The following is a 19,253-nucleotide window of genomic DNA, read 5'->3' as shown; positions in this document are numbered from 1 at the left end:
ATTGCAAATAATAAATTAATACCCACAAATAACGTTCTTGATGATAGATATTTCCTGATAGATATCACTGCTACCACTATTATTTCAATTTGACTGTAGAAAATCCTTTTCCTACTAAATTAATACATATTTTCTCATATTACAACGATTATTATCATATTTGTAATATCTTTACGTAAATATATGGTAGAAAACATGAGTAATGCTATTCAATCATGGTTGATAGATAGCCATTTTTATTTATTACGATCTCAAATTCTATATTTTAATATATTAAATCTTCTTTTCATAATAATCTCTAGCCACTATATTACCACGTTTTCCCGCTTAAACACTGCACTCGCTATTTAGATTATAGTCATAAAAGAATAATCCTATAACTTATTTAAATAATTTAAAAATAAAAATAAAAAATATTGCCAATTATATTAATTTTAAAAGTCCTTTCTAAAGTAGAAGAGTAAAAGTCATCATATCTCACTATTGATCTTCTAACGACAGCTACCCTTCTAAAGGATTACACAATCAAATTATCCGTTAAACTACTTGTTCCATTGATTGTGCTTGCAAGATAGCCATAATGACACTACTTGCTTTATTCTCTGTCTCATCTGCTTCTCGATCAGGATTCGATTCTGCCACGATACCGGCACCCGCCTGTACTTTTGCGATACCATCAGCCACATAAGCCGAACGAATTACAATTGCACTATCGAAATATTCCCCTTCCATCGTAGCTTGAATATAACCAATAGCCCCCCCGAAACTCCCTCGAGCCACTTGTTCATATCGATAGATCTCTTCCATTGCATAACGCTTTGGTGCGCCGGTCAAAGTTCCCATATTCATCACCGCTAAATAGGCATCAATCGGTGAAAGATCATCTCGCAAGCGGCCTACAACTTGTGAAACTAAATGCATTACATAACGATAACGATCGACTTTCATTAAAGCTTTAACTGCGATGGTCTCAGGATCAGAAACAAGCGCTAAATCCTCTTCTGCTAGATCCACTAACATCAGATGTTCCGAACGCTCTTTTGGGTCATTAATCAAAGTCTCTTCAGCAAGTTGATCTAACGCTTCATCAATCTCACCATTGATCATCCCTCGCAGTTTAGTACCGGCAATTGGATAGAGCTCTAACTCTCGACTTGTCGGATCATATTTAAGGGAAGATTCCGGCGAGGCACCAAAGAGCGTAAATTCAGAATCGTGAAGATAGAAGAGATAAGGACTTGGATAAGCTGTTTTAAGTGCTCGATAACTACTTAAAGGGTCAGGGCACGGCACTGTAAAAGTACGAGAAGGTACGATTTGCGCTAATTTTCCCGCATGAATCTGTTCAATATAAGACTCTACTATAGCTTTAAAGGGTGCTCTATCAGGGATCTGAACCCCTTTTTCGGGATCCATCACATTCCGCATATCCCCATCAGCCTGTGGATAACTCTGTGAATATTGTTGATGATAAGATTGCGTATAACTCTGAGTAGAACCTTTGGATAATGTGGATAACCCATTTTGATTCGCTTTTATTTCTGTAGAATCTGTCTGAATCTTATGATCTCCTGTGGATAACTCTGGGGATATTGTGGGGGAATCAGTGTGATGACTCACTCTATCGAGGATAGATTGATAATCTTTTAAATGTTGATTAAAAGATTTATAACTCTCAAGGCGCGTCGTAATTTCACTCAAAAAGAGTTCTTCATAACGACTCTCTTTTGTTTGATGATCTACTGTAATCAAGCCTTCTGCAAGATAGAGAGAAAGATCTCGTTCTCTCCCCTTTTCAGGAATGGTGATTTGATAAACATCCCCCACAAGATCATATCCGAGTAATCCGCCAATAAAAGGCGAAAATTCGGGATTCTTAAGCGCTAATAGCGGATCTAAAATAGTCAATACACCTCGTGGGCGAACTGCTGCATCAAAGGGGAGATCAAATATCGCTTCTTGATCCTGAAAATGAATTAATTCAGATTTAAAAATTTCTTGGAGATACGCAAGTAAATATTCCCCTAAAGTTGTCATTGCTCGGACAGTAACATGACTTTTTAAGGCTCTGATCGTAAGCGCTGATTGAGTAATGATCAGGCTTTTAAGGGCGCGTTGATCATCGGTACTAGCAGATTCAAAGAGTAGGTAAGGCGCTTGTGGATTTTGATGCACAAGCTCTGTAAAGAGTGTGCAAGGATCAAAATAGTGATCTGCTGATTTTGTCAGTGATTCTGTAAGTGTGAATATTTGTGAACGATTAAAAGTAGTGTAAGGCATGATTTGATTCCTCTTATTGTGGTTAACTGACTTGTTTTATATATGGATAGTTTTCCTCATCCATCATTGATTGAAGGGTTACGGGGATAAACCGAAGACTTCATTCCACAATATGAGTGCATCAAAAAAGCCCGCATATTGCGGGCTTAAAATCTCTAGGTGACTCTTATTTTAACTGACACGCCACCACGTCCCGCGATATTTCATCACAGGCCACCAACGGCGAGGTGTTGTTAAAATAGTTGAGGTCATCTTTAAATTCCTTATAAATGGGGGATTTCTCACTTGAAGCTAGTGGTTCCTTTTTTATCGTGACACTTTATTATCTCAAGATAAAAAAAGAACCCTGATCGTTTAGAAGTCTTAGGATATAATTTGCATGTTTTTTGGAGGAAGTCAACAAATTCTATTTCTAAGGATCAGGGCCAAGAGCAGAAACTGTGTTTTATCAAGGGATAGCGATTACAAGAAATATTGCTACTATCCATAAAAATTATGAGGAATCTAAACAGAGTTGCTCATCTCTGATTTCCTCTTCAATATGCTTTTATTGAGCAGAAGATGAAGAATCTTTTAATGCCGAAAGAACCTCATTCGCTTGCGTTTCGATACTGATTAAGCCATTACCTGAAAGATACCAGAGGGTTGGATCAAGATAGATCACTTTAATCGCTTTTCCATCTTTATTCATTGCTTTACTGACAACATTGGTTTCAAATAGAGATTGATCCATCGGCGTTTGACCAATCGCACTACTACGATCGACTACAAAAATAAGATCTGGTTGAATGTTATTCAAATAAGCCTCATCCACTGCTTGACGTGCAGGGCGAGCATCTTTATCTTGTTCTGTGGGTTGCGGTACTTCAGGAGCCGCATTCTTCACCCCTAAAAATTGATGAATAAATTTTGCAGTTCCACTTGTGGGCGTTGCCATATAGTGACCATCATTGTGGATCATCACAAGGGCTGTTTGAGGGAATTGGGCTATTTCAGCCCGTACTTGATCTAATTTGCCATTCAGTACATCTAATGATGCTTTTGCTTCGGATTCGGCATCCACTAACTCTGCTAACGCCAAAATATTTGTCGCCACCGATTGAGCATAATGATCTGAATCTACTGTGAAATTAAGTACTTTTCCATATTCACTTAATTCATCAACACGACCGCCTAAGCGAGGAGATATCACAATAAATTGGGGTTTTAACTCTGCAAATACCGCTAAATCAGGCGATTTCATTCCACCGCTATTTTGAATATCTTTAAGATCTAAATCGGATAGATAGGCCGGCAAATTCTGTATTGGCAACGCAGAGATACGATCCGCTTTACCTAGCGCTTTAAGGGTATCCACAGCCCCAAAATCCATAACAATCCCTTTATCCACAGCCATAGAAGGAGAGATAACAGAGAGCGCTGTCATTAAAGGGAGCATCCAAACACTACGTTTTAACAGAGTTTTCATTGTTGTCCTTTGATTCAGCAATATCATAGGTTGCCGAATTTTTATTTATAATCAGTCTTATTAACAGAGTAAGCTCTCTTAATAAGTCAATAGGGTAGATAGGTTTAGCAAGCCTATCTTAGAAATATATCAATGAGATATATTTAAACTTTATAGTTACAGAACGCTTCATTAAAATTTATGCTTCCATTCTCAATTGACTATTGATCTCTTTTGAGAATGATTCTTATTATTATTGAAAATAATCGACTTGTCTACTCTTTCTATTAAAATTTTTCACATTTTTTTGCTCAATCAGTGAGATGATTGATGATTGCTACTTTTTCATATCTAAAATTTATTTTAAATTGTTCCAATATTGCATTATTTTTACCCTATTTCCGATAAACCGTTCATAATCAATCTTCCTTAAAACCCAATTTTCTATAGGCAACTCTATAGATCAATGCTAAGAATTTATTTTATAGTAATATCGGTTCAAAATAAGCTTGTTTAAATGCCGGCGCATCGGCTGTAATAAGTAAGAAAGCCGTTCTATCCGGCATCTTGCAAGTGGTGTTTAAAACCATTTTTCTTAAACCAAATTTACTATAATAGCGTTCCCTTAAATGAATCTTAATAGATCTTTTCACGGTTGTTATCAACATATAGACAGTATTACCCACAAAGTTATCCACAAGTCATATCTCAATTATAAGTAACAACCATTACTGACAACTATCATTTTGTTTCTATTGAAAAAAAATAGTATATTAAAACTTCGAAAGTTTACTATTTGACGATTTTAGCCTCGATTTTTAGCCTATTTTTAAGGAGATCCTTATTCATAATCCTATTCATCGATTAAATACTTTTCATTCCCAATTTACGGTGCTAGAATATGCCCAATTTAAATGAATGAAAGTGAAATAGGGATATTTGCAGATGAAACAAACAGGCCAAACTCGTTGTTCACAACTCAATCATTCATAAGAGGAATAGCCGACAATAGTCGGTTTTTTTTTGGAAAAATAAAATAAAAGTAGATTGTTATGACAAAACCCATTATTGCCCTCGACTTCCCCAATTATCTCGAAACGAAAGCTTTTCTAGAGATGATGCCTAAAGGGGAAGAACTCTATATTAAAATTGGGATGGAGCTCTTCTATAACGAAGGGCCTATGCTAGTTGAAACTCTCAAAGCAAGAGGTTATGAGGTTTTTTTAGATCTAAAACTCTACGATATTCCAAACACCGTAAAAAGTGCGATGATCGGCCTTGCTAAAATGGGCGTTGATATGGTGAATGTCCATGCTGCCGGAGGAAAACGCATGATGGAAGAGGCGTTAGAAGGCTTAGAGATTGGCAGTGGCAATTCAAAACGTCCACGTCTTATTGCCGTTACTCAGCTGACGAGTATGAGTGAAAAAGAGATGCAAGCAGAGCAAAATATTCAAACAAGCTTACTTGAATCAGTCATTCACTACAGCAAAATGACCAATAATTCAGGATTAGATGGCGTTGTCTGCTCAGCACTAGAAGCGAAGATGGTCAAAGAAAACACGCGCGACAGCTTCCTTTGTGTCACCCCAGGGATTCGTCTAGCCTCTGATGCCGCGGATGATCAACGCCGGATTATGACCCCCTTTGAAGCAAAGAAAAATGGTTCAAGTTATATCGTTGTAGGTCGCTCAATTACACAAGCGAAAGATCCATTAAAAGCATATTACACAGTGAAAGAAGAATGGGAGAGAACAGAATAATGAATACGAATAATACTGCTAATTTACAACATGATGAAACCGTAAAACATAAAGTTGCGGAAGCACTGCTCTCTATCGATGCTGTTTCATTATCGCCTAAAGATCCTTTTACTTGGGCATCAGGCCTTAAATCTCCAATTTATTGTGATAACCGTCTTATTGTCAGTCATCCTGAAGTACGGAAATTTATCTCAAAAAATTTGATTAAATTGATCCAGGAGAACTTCCCTGGAGTAGAAGTGATTGCGGGAACCGCAACGGCCGGCATTCCTCACGCATCTTGGGTGAGTGCGGTCTTAGAAAAACCGATGGTCTATGTTCGTAGCTCACCTAAGAAACATGGTCGCGGGAATATGATCGAAGGAATTATTAAGCCGGGCCAAAAAGTCGTAATCGTAGAAGATCTAATCTCAACCGGTGGCAGCTCTTTAACCTGTGCAGATGCACTCAAAGAAGCAGGCGCTGAAGTGATTGGTGTTGCGGCAATCTTCTCTTACGATCTACCTATTGCAGCGGAAAACTTTGGTAAAGTAGGTCTACATTATGCGACTTTAAGTAATTATCCTGCACTGCTTGAAACAGCGCTTAGCAAAAACATCATTAGCGAAGAGGAGCGTGTTGCCCTCACTGAATGGAATAAAGATCCAAGTAGCTGGGGTAAGTAATCACTATGATATTTGCTTATATTGAATGGGGCGTTGAGCTCTTAGTCGATATTCTCAATATTTTTTCAATTCTTGTACTCTTAATCGGCGTGGTGAAAGCGGCTTTTGGCTTTATCAAAAATGAATGTTCTAAAGCTGACCGCTTTGCGATTGCTCATAAAAATAATGGTATTAAGATCTATCTCGGTTCCTATATTCTCTTGAGTTTAGAGATACTCATAGCTTCTGATATTATCGAAACCATTATGAATCCCTCTATTGACGATATGTTAATTTTAGGGGGCATTGTGGTCATTCGGACCGCAATCTCTTTCTTCTTAGGCAAAGAGATTGAGGCCGGCGAGAGAGAACGATTAGAGAAAGAACAAATTGAGAAATAATGGCTTGAAAAAATAATTGTTTAAGAAAAAATTTGATGGCTAGGGATAATATCAATCAATAAAGTCGATATAAGCAAGGATGCAATCAATATCGATCAATCATGAATAATCTATTTTTCGTGATCCAACCACAAGAGATCTACTTGAAGAATGGTTTATACCATCGTTCATTCTCAAGTAGATCTTTTTTATCTCTATTATAAATCTATTCTAAGATCATTCTATTAGACTTGAATATTAGAACTGAAAGTTCTCTAACCGACTTTGAGCAACCGCTTCCCAGCGCGTTCCTGTTTTACCATAATTGGCATAAGGATGAATAGAAATGCCGCCGCGAGGGGTAAATTCACCACGCACCTCAAGATAGAGAGGATCCATTAATGAGACAAGATCATTGAGAATAATATTGACACAATCTTCATGGAAAGAGCCATGATTGCGAAAACTAAAGAGATAGAGTTTCAACGATTTACTCTCGACCATCTCAATGGTCGGGACATAAGAGATATAGATCGTAGCAAAATCGGGTTGATTCGTTAGCGGGCAGAGCGTGGTAAATTCAGGGCAATGAAAATTCACAAAATATTCCCGATCAGGATGGGCATTTTTAAAGGTCTCTAAAATCGCCGGCGAATATTCCGTTGGGTAGATCGTTGCTTGATTCCCCAGTAATGTTAAATTTTCTAATTGTGTTTTTTTATCCGTTGTCATCATTAATCCTTAGTTTTTTATTGTGGGAGGGTTACGAACCACTAAATCAGGGATGATCATATCATTCTTAGGCTCTTGATGACAAAAAAGGAGAATATATTCCTGTCAAAACCACAGATCTTTATTGATCTCTCAAATCAACTATAAAGCTATCTCTAAGGGATATATCCAAGAAAAATTGACCGATGCGATATCAAAGAGATTTATCAAAGATAATCGTTATTTTAGAGCCTTTTTTTATGAGCCTTGTGAATAAGTTGCTATAATATTTTCCGTTTTAAATACTTGAAATTTGTATCTCTGCAAATTCTCACATTCTCTTATTGCATATCTCATACTTGTTCAGAAGGATCTCTTATGACACAGCACAATCACGTCCCTACAATCGAGAAAGGGGATCGTAAGACGCTCCTTGCGTCCACCTTAGGCTACGCAATGGATGGCCTTGATATTATGATTCTCGCCTTTGCCTTGATGCTTATTAAAGCGGAATTTGGTTTAACCGATGCCGAAGGCGGTATGATTCAGACAATCACCTTAATCGGAACCGTTATTGGGGGAATTGTCTTTGGAATGTTGGCCGATAAATATGGTCGTGTGCGTGTTTTTAACTGGACTATCCTACTCTTTTCTCTCTTTACAGGATTAGCAGCAATCTCTACAAGTGCCGAGATGTTTACGGTTTTTCGTTTCTTAGCAGGTTTAGGCTTAGGCGGTGAGTTTGGCATCGGGATGACATTAGTTGCGGAAACCTGGCCGGCGAATAAACGTTCAAGAGCAACAGCAGTAGTCGCCATTGGCTTTCAAATCGGGATTGTACTAGCGGCAGTTGTAGGGTTACTCTCCCCTTATATCGGCTGGCATGGCATGTTTATTATTGGTGCATTGCCGGCACTATTAGTTTGGTGGACACGCCGCAACCTGAGTGAACCTGAAATTTGGTTACAAGTGAAAAGAGAACATCGCAATAAAATCTCCATTAAACCGCTGTTTAAAGATACGCGCACAACGCTCACAACATTAGGCCTTATTATCGCGACAAGCGTACAAAACTTCGGCTTTCACGGCATTATGGTGTGGATGCCAACAATGCTAGCAAAAGAGCATGGTTTTACGCTTTCAGGCACTTTCTATTGGACGCTTATTACAACGCTCGGTATGGTAATCGGTACTCTCACTTTTGGTTCTGCATCCGATAAATTTGGTCGCCGCCCTGTCTATATTCTCTTCCTTTTAGTCAGCGCTGCTTTTGTGTGGATCTATTTCCAACAATCGAATTACTATGTATTAATGTTCTTAGGCGCTATTTTAGGCTTCTTTGTGAATGGCATGATGGGAGGCTATGGAGCGCTTCTCTCCGAGCACTATCCTACCGAAGCTCGTTCTTCCGCTCAAAATATTATCTTTAATATCGGTCGTGGTATTGCTGGTTTTGCACCTGTTATTATCGGTACACTCGCGATGCAATATAGCATCAGTTATGCATTAGGCTTAATCTCCGGCGTATATCTCTTATCGGCGCTTGCTTTTATCTTCTTAATTCCAGAAACAAAAGGTAAAATACTTGATTAAAGAGTCTTATTGCACAGGGTATCAATATATCGGGATAAAAAACAATATGCTTTACCTATCTTAATATTATATTAATTCTATTATAATAATATATTATTTCATTATTTTATTTACAGTTAATATTATATATAATAGGTTATTGTTTGTGGCAATATTGAGATCATTATAGGCTGTCTGTAATAGTAGAAATAGGCTGTTACCCTGTTTCTACTCTTTTTTTACCCTTGCAATTCATGATTCATTAATATTTAATTTTATTAAAAATGAAATTTATTCTCTGTAATAATGCCACTATGTCTAATTTCAGTTTATAATGAACATCAATTAGAGATTCTTGTTGATGTCAATGCAGAATCTAATACTCTCTCAAAACGTTACAAGTGTGTTTTTAAAGATGATAACTTGAGGGATGAACTTTATTCGAATACCAACTTTAAGAGTACTCACCTCTTAATGACTACTTATCAGGAGTTATTCAATATGCGCAAGATTTCTTCCAAAAAATTACTTCTCTCCTTGATTGTTTCAGCAATGCTTTCACCAGCACTTGCCGCAAATTCCCTCGAAGATTATATCGATCAAACGCTCGATCGTTATCAGGCAGTTTCGGAAACAAAAATTGCCGCAGATAAGAGTGCGGAGCTCTCTATCGAAAAACTACTCACCTCATCTCAAACGGCTCGTCATCAAAAGCTCAAATCGAATCTCAATACGATCGAGCAAGGTGCTAAAGCGCAAAATCCTGATGATCTCTTTCTCCTTGGATATTACTACTATTCAGAAGGGGAAAATGATAATAATCCTGAAACCTTTGCGAAAGCCAAACAATATTTCTTAGATGCAGAAAAATTGGGCTCTAAAGATGCCTCCTACCTTTTAGGTGAACTCTACTATTATGGGGAAGGCGTTGAACAAGATTATCTAGAAGCGGCAAAGTATTACCAAAAAGCCGCTGATCAAGGTCAAGCAGAAGCGCTCTTTAGTCTTGCCTCTCTCTATATGTCCGGTCGTGGTGTAGAGGAGAATCAAAATAGAGCGATTGAACTCTATGAAGCGGCGGCTCATTTAAATCATGCGGATTCTATTAATGTCCTTGCCTATACTTATGAAAATGGCAATATCGGTGAGATTGTGCCAAATCGTGAAAAAGCCCTTGAATGGTATCAAAAAGGCTGTGAACAAGGGAATGCTTCAAGCTGTGAATCAAAAGATCAGTTAACTGTTCGCTCTGAAGGTTTTGATGATCTTTTAGTTCAAGCGAAAAAAGAGATACCCTCAGTCAACAATACCACCGAGACGCTACCAGTTGTCGCCGACATCCTTACTTTAAATACCTTCGAGAGACTCATGCTCTTAAATGATCATGCCGCTACACTAATCGATGGTGCTGAAGCGAACAATGCCGATGATACATTTCTTCTAGGTCTACTTTATGAGACTCAAGGAGAGCTCAATAACAGTGAAGCGGATTATCAGAAAGCAAAAGTGATCTTTGAAAAAGCCGCTGAGTTAGGATCGAAAGATGCACTCTATAATCTCGGCGAGCTCTACTATTATGGTAACGGAGTAGAACAAGACTATCAAAAATCACTTGAATACTACTCAAATCCAAGCTTAAGCGATTATCCTGAAGCACTCTTTAGTCTTGCTGTACAGTATGACTTAGGTGAAGGCGTTGATCAGAGCTATGCAAAATCATTAGAACTTTACAAAAAGGCTGCATCATTAGGTCATGGCCCATCGATATTTAATGTAGGGTATATGTATGAACATGGGGAATATGTCGAACAAGATCTCCGTGAAGCACTGAATTGGTACAAAAAAGCCTGTGATGTGCAATATCAGGATGGCTGCTACGCTTATTCTATCGTGCAATCTTACTTCCCATTTGATATCGAAGATGATAGTGATGAAGCATTAGTCGATAATGCTAATGATGATATCAACATGATGGCAGACAATAATAGCTCCATGGCACTTGTTGAAGACTCTGCAACAACCGATCCGCTACTTCAACTTCCTACCGATGAAGCTATAGATGAAGATGTTGAGGAGAAATCTGTAGATAATAGCGGTGATAATGCAGAAACAGATGCTGTAGTTGCGGAAACACTTGCGGCAGAATCAACAGAATTAGAAACCCAAGATCCTGAGCTTGTACTGCTTGAAACACAGGAAGCAGCAGAAGAGCTAACACAAGATCCGCCATTAGCGGTTGACTCAACGTCAACAACAGATAAAAATACAGAAGCGCCTGCCCTACAATCTTTCTTTAATGAGATTATGGGAAATGTAGCACCAGAACCCGCTTTAACACTCGATAGTGCCTCAATTTTAGCGGCAGATCCGACTCAAGCAAAAGCTTTCTTACTTGAAGAGATGCCTCAAATTCTTGAAAATATCAAAACAGATCAAAGTGGTGAAAGCCTCTTCTTATCGGGTTATCTCTTCCTCTTAGAAGCTTACGATACGGAAGATATGAACACTCTCAATCAAGCGATCAAACTATTTGAGGTTGCTTCGGAAGCGGGTAACAATGATGCAACATTCTATCTCGGTAAAATCTATTTTGATACCGCTGAATCTGATTCAGATATGATCAAAGCGCGTTATTACTTTGAGAAACTGCGTAATAGCGATCATGCTGAAGCACTCTTCTACTTAGCAAGTATCTATGATCTTGGTTTAGGTGTACCACAAAGCTCAGAGCAATCATTTGCACTTTACCAAAAAGCAGCAGGTTTAGGCTACGCGCCAGCGGCTTACAATGTGGGCTTTATGTATGAAAATGGTGAAGCTGTGGATATTGATCTGATTGAAGCGAGTAATTGGTATAACGAAGCCTGTATTTTAGGCGATACTGATGGTTGCGAGAAAGTCACTGAATTAGCCTCAGCCATTGAAGCGGAAAATCAGAAGATTGATGAAGTCACGCAAAAAATTGAAGGCGGTATCAAAAACATCTTTAAAGAGATCATCAATAATATTCAAACTGATGAAAAATAAGGGTGTTAATAACTCATTGATATTTAACCTATAATGTTAAATATGGACTATCAAGTGTAATCCGTTGAATGTAGTTTGTTGAATGTAATCAATGAGATTGTACTTAGGGGATTAGAGATTCGATAGGCTATATCAAAAAATTAAAAGGATCGTTTCAGCGCTTATTTTCGGCGGTAGCGATCCTTTTTTATATTGAGATTGGATTTTTCCATCCCAATGCTGTCAACAGAGTTATCCACAAGTTATCGAATGGTGCAGTAATGATGAGTGTCGTTTTTTGGGTCGGATGAATAATCTCTAATTGATAAGCGTGAAGCAACAATCGATCAACCCCATAATGCGTTGAAAAGAGCCTATTATGCCGTAAGTCGCCATGTGTTGTATCTCCTACAATAGGATGAGCAATATGATTCATATGCCGGCGTAATTGATGTTTCCGCCCTGTTTCTGGTCTTAATTCTACCAAGGAATAACGAGAAGTGGGATATTTCCCTGTGGATAACGGTAGCTCAACTGTATCAATTCCTCGGTAAAAAGTATGCGCTTCCTGCGCCTCTTTTATCCCCTCATAACGATCGGCAATTTTATCTTTCATCACAGTTAAAGGTTCATTAATCTCCCCTGAATCAGTGAGATAACCTCGTATGATGGCTAAATATCGTTTTGTCACACGATTCTCTTGCCACAATTGAGATAAAATACGCGCACTCTCTTCGGTAAAAGCAAAAAGAAGCACGCCGGAAGTAGGTCGATCTAAACGATGAATAGGGTAGAGGTAACGCCCAACCTGATCCCGCAGATGTTGAAGGACGATATCAGTGACTTTGGGGTCTAATAGAGAACGATGAACGAACCAGCCTGCAGGCTTATTGACCGCTATGATCTCCTCATCTTGATAGAGGATCTCTAATGCTTGAGTTGTAATGGGTTGAGGTGTAATTGATTGAGATGTAGTCTCTGCAGATTGTACAGCGACATCATTCTCACTATTCGCATATATAGAAGTCATCAAATTCATCATTAAACGTAGAGGCTATTGAAAATAATTATCGAGATTGCGATGAATAGAGCTGCCGAGTATAGACAATATCTTCCTCTAAACCTTTACCACTTTCCCGGCGATCTTGCCCAAGCGTAATGAGAAAATATTGTTGAGGGGTAATCTCATAATAATAAGGAATGCCCCAAGGATCGATCAGCAATTCTGGCTGAATATAAGGCCCTTGCCATAACGCAGATCCAGAATCCTCCACTAAAATGTTTAACCCCTCTTCATTTGTGGGATAACGGGCAAAATCTTCGCGGAAAATCGACAACGCGCCCTCTATAGAACGAATATTTTGATGAACAGTGGTAATCTTCGATTCATCATTAATTCCTAACACATTTTGCGAGAACATTGCGATTAAAATGGCAATAATCACCGAAATAATCATCAACTCAACAAGGGATAGCCCTTGTTTATAAAAGGTTTTAAAAGAGTGTGTCAGCATCATACCTTTATCCACAACTATTGCGTCACTGCATTAAGACATTCGAAATAGGTCGGGAAAGTCTTATCCACACAGCGTGGATCTAAAATTGTTAATGGGACTTTATAAGAGAGTAGTGAGAAACACATCGCTATCCGATGATCATCGTAAGTCTCAACTTCGACATTCTCATTGAGCTTTTCTTGAGGATAGATCACTAAGAAATCGCCCCCCTCTTCCACTTGAACCCCAAATTTCATCAATTCAGTGGCCATTGCACGAATTCGGTCGGTTTCTTTCACGCGCCAACTACCTATATTGCGTAGAATCGTCTTAGAATCGGCAAAAACAGCCAGTACAGCCAAAGTCATCGCTGCATCGGGGATATGATTGCAATCGAGGTCTATGCCTTTTAAAATGCCATTTTGAGGCGGTCCAACGACGACCTCATTAGCATACCACTCCACTGTAGCGCCCATCATCTCAAGTGCTTCAATAAAACGGATATCCCCTTGTATCGAATCAGTCCCCACACCTTTTACAGTGAGAGGTCCACAGAGCGCTCCTAAGCCAAGATAATAAGAAGCGCTAGATGCATCACTCTCTACAAAGAAAACGCCTGGTGAACGATATTTGGCATCTTCTGGAATGAAAAATCGTTGGTAGTTATCGTGTTTAATCTCTACACCAAATTGCTCAAGTAGGATAAGGGTAATCGCCACATAGGGTTTTGAGATGAGCTCTCCCACAATTTCAATCTCAATTGCTTGATTTAATTGCGGTAACGTTAGAAGTAGCGCCGTAAGATATTGACTTGAAACATCACCTTTGAGCGTAATATGCTTAGATTGTAACTTGCCGGGATGAATCTGTAGAGGAGGGAAGCCCCTATTTTCAAGATAATCCACTTGAAAGCCTAAACCATCAAGCGCATCCACAAGATCTTTAATCGGACGTTCATGCATTCGCGGTACACCGGTTAATTGATATTCTCCACCATTAAGCGCAAGTGCCGCTGTCAATGAACGAAAGGCTGTTCCGGCATTACCTAAGAATAATTGAGCTGCTTTAGTCGGAAAACCTTGAGGACAACCTTTCACCAAAAAAGAGCGAGTTTTCGGATCCACCACAGTGATTTCAACGCCTAATTCTAAAAGCGCTTCTAACATACGATCAGTATCATCACTTTTTAGTAGGTTGTGAATGACCGTTTCCCCTTCACTTATCGCCGCTAATAGTAAAATCCGATTAGAAATACTCTTAGAGCCTGGAATCATCACTTCACCAGAGGCTTTTGTAATACGGGGTAAAAAGTGTTTCGCCATCATTTGTTGATCATCCTGTTCATTCTTTATCAATCAGTCTTACTTCATACTACTAATCCTTGAAATATCTCTCTGTTTATCTTCGAGAAGATTAATTCCAATTTATTTTTTATCATAGCATTGAAACCCAATTTTAGAATAGCTTTTCGCTGATAGAGGTAAAAGTACTACATCCTGTTTTGCGCTGTTATCGCCCTATAAAAGTATATTCAAAAGGCATATAAAAAGCCTTAGTGACATATTCAATTCACTAAGGCTAACATTTACCTGAAATTATTGAAATTGAAATAACTATTTATCTTCACCATAAACGTCATAGTCGAAATATTTTTTCTCAACTTCTTGATATGAACCATCTTCGCGAGAGGCTTTAATCGCTGCATTAAAACGTTCTAATAATGCATTGTCGTTTTTGCGTACACCGACACCCACGCCTTCTCCAAACCATTCTTCTTCAAAGAAATCAGGACCGATGAACTCAATGCGATCGGCATAATCTTTTTGTAAATAACCCGTATCAAGGGCAACGACATCCGCAAAAATCAGATCGATACGACCTGTTTCTAAATCCATCATCGCCTCATCGAGGTTTCGATAACTACGAATATCTGCAGAGCGCTTATACTTGTCATTCATATAAATTTCATGAATTGTACCGCTTTGAACACCAATACGTTTTCCTTTTAGTCCCTCATCTGTGACGTCAGCAGTTTTGCCTTTAGAAATCACAAATTTAGCAGGTGTTTGGTAATACTTATTACTGAAATTAACCGCTTTTTTACGGGTATCTGTAATCGACATTGACGCTAAGATGGCATCAATACGACGTGTATTGAGAGAAGGAATTAATGCATCAAAATCCACTTGGACAATCTCGCATTTTTGATTCATCTTTTCACAAAAAAGTCTTGCTAAATCAGGCTCAAACCCTTCCATTGTCTGATTTTCAGAGATATAACTAAATGGAGGATAAGATCCTTCAATTCCGATTTTGATGACATCTTGTGCCATTGCTTGGCTTGCAAGAAGGAAAGAGGATGCAACTAATAATTTTTTTAACATATGAAACCTCGATTTGAAAATGAAATTAAAATTCTTGTTATGTTTTACTTCTTATCTCTCTTTTTATAAAGAATAGATGATGATGAGTAAACAGAGTTATCCACAATTTTATGTGTAAATGTCGATTTATTCGATCTTTAAGGTTCACTTTTTCTGTGAATATCTCTTGATATAAATCTTTGGATCAAAAAATGGATAACCTCACGACCTTTTTATCTTAAAGTTATCCACAGATTTCTACCGTTTTTTTGCGGATAATTATCCTATGATGTTTTAAAAAGCGATTATTTATAGATTACAAATGTAGATCACCGTTTACAACAATAAATAATTCCCAAATTGTTATCTCTTTATCATAAATTAACATCCTATTGATTACATTAAAATTATCTTATTTTTCAATCTGAACAGTTTGCGCTTTAGGTCGGCGTTTGCCAAACATTAAACCGATGATTAAAGCAATTGCAGCCGGCACCATCCAGCCCATAGAGCTATCTTGGAATGGTAATAATTCAAAGAGGGATTTGAAACTTGATTCTTCCATATAGCTCAGTACCACAGATAAAAAGCTAATGATTAATGTGACATAGATGGGTAATTGGAAAGCAAGATTTGAGATCCCTTTGGATAAACGATCAATAAAGATCAGAATAATCAATACGATTGTGATCGGATAGATAATCAAAAGAATCGGAACAGCGCCCATGATAATGCTATCTAAGCCTTGACTTGCAAGAATAAAGCTGATGAGAGTGAAGACAACAGCATAGACTTTGTAAGAGATCTTGTTATAGAGCTCATTAAAATAGCTACTAACAGCTACAATTAAGCCTATAGCTGTGGTTAAACAGGCAAGCGTGACAATTAAGCTTAGGAGGAAACGTCCACCTTCACCATATGTTAAACGGGCTACACCAGTCAAAATTGAGGTTCCCATATTACCGCCTTGAAGCTGCTCTGCGCTCAATGGATAGTTATTGCCAATCCAAGCAAGTGAAATATAGACTAAACCAAGTCCAACGCCGGCAATAATAGCCGCGATTACCGCTTGTTTGAAGATCGATTTTTGTTCCACTAGACCGGTTGCTTTGACGGCACTTAAAACAATCAGAGAGAAAGCCACGGCCGCAATGGTATCCATGGTTTGATAGCCTTCAGAGAAACCAATAAAGAAAGCATTTTTACCGATAAAAGGTTTAGAAACCTCGGTAATGGGATCATTAAGTAAAAAGAAGGCTCTCACGATTAATAAGATAATTGTGATTAACAGCAGAGGGGTTAAGATTTTTCCGACACGATCCACAAGTTTTGATGGGTTCAGTGCAAGATAGAAAGTGAGTGCAAAATAGATTAAAGCAAAGATGATTTTGGAACTAAAAGTCTCAATACCGCCTTCAAGATAAGGTAGTACGGCCATCTCATATGAAACCATCGCTGTTCTAGGAATGGCAAAGAATGGTCCGATAGTCAGGTAGATCACAACCATAAAGAGAATTGCAAAAATTGGATGAACCCGTTTTGCTTCTGAACGAAAGCCTTCTGCTGAGAATGAGCCCGCAATAATTCCAATGAGCGGTAAACCGACACCTGTGACAATAAAACCAATAATTGCAGGGACAAAGTGACTACCACTTAATTGACCAACGGTTGGGGGAAAAATTAAATTGCCAGCGCCAAAGAAGAGCGCAAATAGCATAAATCCAATAAATAATGTTTTTCTAGACATAAGAATTCTCTATTAATACAGATGCATCATGCGTGTATTTTTAATTGAAATAAAAAGAATTTTTTCAAAAAGTCTGAGGGTTACAGTTTTTTGAAAAATAGAGATCTTGTAGAGATCTATCCCAGCCTGCCATCAAAATAATAGAAATCTTGTTCCTCTTTTATTATTAACATCTCTTTTATAAAGAATAGATGATGATGAGTATGCAGAGTTATCCACAGATTTTGGTAAAATTCAGTGAATAACTTATCTTAAGACAGTTTTTTGCTGTTGAAAAGTCCACGCATAAATATCTGTATGAATTTGTCGATAAAAAAGAGGGAAGTTATCCACTAGTTATCCACATTTTTGTGGATAACTTATCCTGATAGATTTTAACAATAAATGTGGATAATAGCGGTAAGTAGCTATTTATGAAGGGTTATATCTGAGATAGCTTTGCGGATAACGAACTAAGCGCTATAGCACGGTGAGAAATTTGATTTTTTTCAGAGGCTGAAAGCTCCCCAAAGGTGCGAGAAAGTGGGGGATAAAAGAACAGGGGATCGTAACCAAATCCACCATCTCCTAGAATAGTATCAGTAATAAAACCATGTACTTCACCTTCGGCAATAAGCGGTACAGGATCATTTTCTGTGCGTAATAGTACTAAAACCGCTTTGAAGTAAGCTGCGCGTTTCTCTCCTTGAAATTTTGCCATTTTCTTAAGTAACAGCGCATTATTAGCTTGATCTGAACCCTCTACACTGTAACGTGCAGAGTAGATTCCCGGCATGCCATCGAGCGCCGGGACGACTAATCCTGAATCATCCGCTAACGTAGGAAGACCACTTAATTTAGCTACATTTCGAGCTTTAATAAGGGCATTTTCTACAAATGTCAGGCCTGTTTCTTCGGGATCCGAGGTAATATCTACTTCTTTGAGAGATAGAACCTCGATATTAAGGGGGGCAAATAGCGATTTAAATTCGGCAATTTTGCCTTGATTATTACTCGCAATCACAATTTTTTTCATAAGATATATCGCTCCATTTTTGTCTAAAAAATACTCATTGTTTTTTTTAAAAATAGTGTAAAAAGTGAGAAAAATTAGGATTTAGATCTTTTCACCTTTATAAGAAATAGGTTGGAATTATATAGTCAGGATATATTTCATGACTATATTTTGGAAAATGCGTTATTTTAGACTGAAAAAGTAATGGAACTTGCTAAGGTTACAATACCTATTTTTTCGCATCCATTATCGTTTTTTATGACTGATTGCTAGGGGAGAGCGAAATGATGTCACATCGATCTGTTAATTGCATGAGGTGATGTTGTAGTTTCCCATGTTGTGGTGTCATAAGATCGGGTTCAATCTCTAAAAGGGGAACAAGTACAAAAGCGCGCTCGGTTAAATAAGGATGCGGTATTGTTAAATTTTCTTCATCAATGGAGAGGTTATCAAAGAGCAGTAGATCAATATCGAGGGTTCTTGGCCCCCAATGGATGGTGCGTTGGCGCTGGTGATCTTGTTCGATCCTTTGCATCGCATGCAATAACGCATCTGCAGAGAGGTTTGTCTCTATTTTGAGTGCGGCATTGATAAAGTTAGGTTGTTTGGGACCAATGGGCGGTGTTTCATAGAGGGAAGATTGTGCTAAGACTTTGATATTTTCATTGGCTGAAATCTCTGAAATCGCAGATAAAACTTGATTTATCGGGTTGTTTAGATTTGATCCTAGAGAGAGATAAACAGTAGACATGGAATCCTTTTTTTAAAAAATAATAAATATATATCTTGCATTTAATTGAATTTACGCTTAATGTTAGTTACTGTCTAGTGAAAACAGTAGCTCGATAGT

General features: G+C 38.1%; 15 protein-coding genes and 1 riboswitch. Of the genes, 5 read left to right on the top strand and 10 right to left on the bottom strand.

Annotated elements, in window-relative coordinates:
- Nucleotides 1–537 precede the first annotated feature (537 nt).
- Complete coding sequence (locus tag WMO13_RS09780) at nucleotides 538–2,280, bottom strand: chorismate-binding protein (RefSeq protein WP_034856217.1); 1,743 nt, start codon at nucleotides 2,278–2,280, stop codon at nucleotides 538–540.
- Between the two features lie 547 nt (nucleotides 2,281–2,827).
- On the bottom strand, nucleotides 2,828–3,748 hold the full coding sequence (locus WMO13_RS09775; RefSeq protein ID WP_026879583.1) for an ABC transporter substrate-binding protein: 921 nt from the start codon (nucleotides 3,746–3,748) through the stop codon (nucleotides 2,828–2,830).
- Between the two features lie 1,031 nt (nucleotides 3,749–4,779).
- Between WMO13_RS09775 and pyrF the strand changes: the two genes are divergently transcribed.
- The 3 genes from pyrF to WMO13_RS09760 are packed head-to-tail and all read left to right on the top strand — an operon-like array spanning nucleotide 4,780 to nucleotide 6,535.
- Nucleotides 4,780–5,490 carry an orotidine-5'-phosphate decarboxylase gene (gene pyrF, locus WMO13_RS09770; RefSeq protein WP_026879582.1) on the top strand — a complete coding sequence of 237 codons (711 nt, stop codon included), beginning with the start codon at nucleotides 4,780–4,782 and terminating at the stop codon, nucleotides 5,488–5,490.
- Nucleotides 5,490–6,155, top strand: coding sequence for an orotate phosphoribosyltransferase (gene pyrE / locus WMO13_RS09765; RefSeq protein ID WP_051396338.1), 666 nt, complete (start codon nucleotides 5,490–5,492; stop codon nucleotides 6,153–6,155). Before pyrF ends, pyrE begins: the two co-directional genes overlap by 1 nt.
- 5 nt (nucleotides 6,156–6,160) lie before the next feature.
- Nucleotides 6,161–6,535, top strand: coding sequence for a DUF1622 domain-containing protein (locus WMO13_RS09760; RefSeq protein ID WP_034856215.1), 375 nt, complete (start codon nucleotides 6,161–6,163; stop codon nucleotides 6,533–6,535).
- Nucleotides 6,536–6,772: 237 nt separating this feature from the next.
- Here the strand turns inward: WMO13_RS09760 and queF are convergent, their stop codons facing one another.
- Nucleotides 6,773–7,246 carry a preQ(1) synthase gene (gene queF, locus WMO13_RS09755; RefSeq protein WP_026879579.1) on the bottom strand — a complete coding sequence of 158 codons (474 nt, stop codon included), beginning with the start codon at nucleotides 7,244–7,246 and terminating at the stop codon, nucleotides 6,773–6,775.
- Nucleotides 7,247–7,249: 3 nt separating this feature from the next.
- Nucleotides 7,250–7,294: riboswitch (PreQ1 riboswitch) on the bottom strand.
- Nucleotides 7,295–7,603: 309 nt separating this feature from the next.
- On the opposite strand from queF, the gene WMO13_RS09750 reads away from it, so the two are divergent.
- A complete protein-coding gene (locus tag WMO13_RS09750; RefSeq protein ID WP_026879578.1) occupies nucleotides 7,604–8,818 on the top strand; it encodes an MFS transporter in 1,215 nt (404 codons plus the stop codon).
- 480 nt (nucleotides 8,819–9,298) lie between these two features.
- On the top strand, nucleotides 9,299–11,824 hold the full coding sequence (locus WMO13_RS09745) for a tetratricopeptide repeat protein (protein WP_026879577.1): 2,526 nt from the start codon (nucleotides 9,299–9,301) through the stop codon (nucleotides 11,822–11,824).
- Between the two features lie 187 nt (nucleotides 11,825–12,011).
- On the opposite strand, the gene truC is transcribed toward WMO13_RS09745, so the two are convergent.
- From truC to folK, 7 genes are all read right to left on the bottom strand, one after another.
- Complete coding sequence (truC, locus tag WMO13_RS09740; protein ID WP_084331543.1) at nucleotides 12,012–12,833, bottom strand: tRNA pseudouridine(65) synthase TruC; 822 nt, start codon at nucleotides 12,831–12,833, stop codon at nucleotides 12,012–12,014.
- Between the two features lie 37 nt (nucleotides 12,834–12,870).
- Nucleotides 12,871–13,320, bottom strand: a complete 450-nt coding sequence (gene gspG, locus WMO13_RS09735) for a type II secretion system major pseudopilin GspG (RefSeq protein ID WP_051396337.1) — start codon at nucleotides 13,318–13,320, stop codon at nucleotides 12,871–12,873.
- Nucleotides 13,321–13,334: 14 nt separating this feature from the next.
- On the bottom strand, nucleotides 13,335–14,621 hold the full coding sequence (aroA, locus tag WMO13_RS09730) for a 3-phosphoshikimate 1-carboxyvinyltransferase (protein WP_026879575.1): 1,287 nt from the start codon (nucleotides 14,619–14,621) through the stop codon (nucleotides 13,335–13,337).
- Nucleotides 14,622–14,912: 291 nt separating this feature from the next.
- Nucleotides 14,913–15,683 (bottom strand): transporter substrate-binding domain-containing protein, encoded by a 771-nt coding sequence (locus WMO13_RS09725; protein WP_026879574.1) that lies wholly within the window; start codon nucleotides 15,681–15,683, stop codon nucleotides 14,913–14,915.
- A 391-nt stretch (nucleotides 15,684–16,074) separates the two neighbouring features.
- Nucleotides 16,075–17,409 carry a branched-chain amino acid transport system II carrier protein gene (gene brnQ / locus WMO13_RS09720; protein ID WP_026879573.1) on the bottom strand — a complete coding sequence of 445 codons (1,335 nt, stop codon included), beginning with the start codon at nucleotides 17,407–17,409 and terminating at the stop codon, nucleotides 16,075–16,077.
- 421 nt (nucleotides 17,410–17,830) lie between these two features.
- Nucleotides 17,831–18,424: an RdgB/HAM1 family non-canonical purine NTP pyrophosphatase gene (gene rdgB, locus WMO13_RS09715; RefSeq protein ID WP_026879572.1), complete on the bottom strand. Its 594-nt coding sequence runs from the start codon at nucleotides 18,422–18,424 to the stop codon at nucleotides 17,831–17,833.
- Nucleotides 18,425–18,659: 235 nt separating this feature from the next.
- Nucleotides 18,660–19,154 (bottom strand): 2-amino-4-hydroxy-6-hydroxymethyldihydropteridine diphosphokinase, encoded by a 495-nt coding sequence (folK, locus tag WMO13_RS09710; RefSeq protein WP_034856212.1) that lies wholly within the window; start codon nucleotides 19,152–19,154, stop codon nucleotides 18,660–18,662.
- Nucleotides 19,155–19,253: the final 99 nt, after the last annotated feature.

This window comes from Ignatzschineria larvae DSM 13226, assembly GCF_038500265.1.
In the GTDB taxonomy this organism is placed as follows: domain Bacteria; phylum Pseudomonadota; class Gammaproteobacteria; order Cardiobacteriales; family Wohlfahrtiimonadaceae; genus Ignatzschineria; species Ignatzschineria larvae.
Note: the sequence above shows the minus strand (reverse complement) of the source record. Positions and strands in the feature narration are given on the sequence as shown.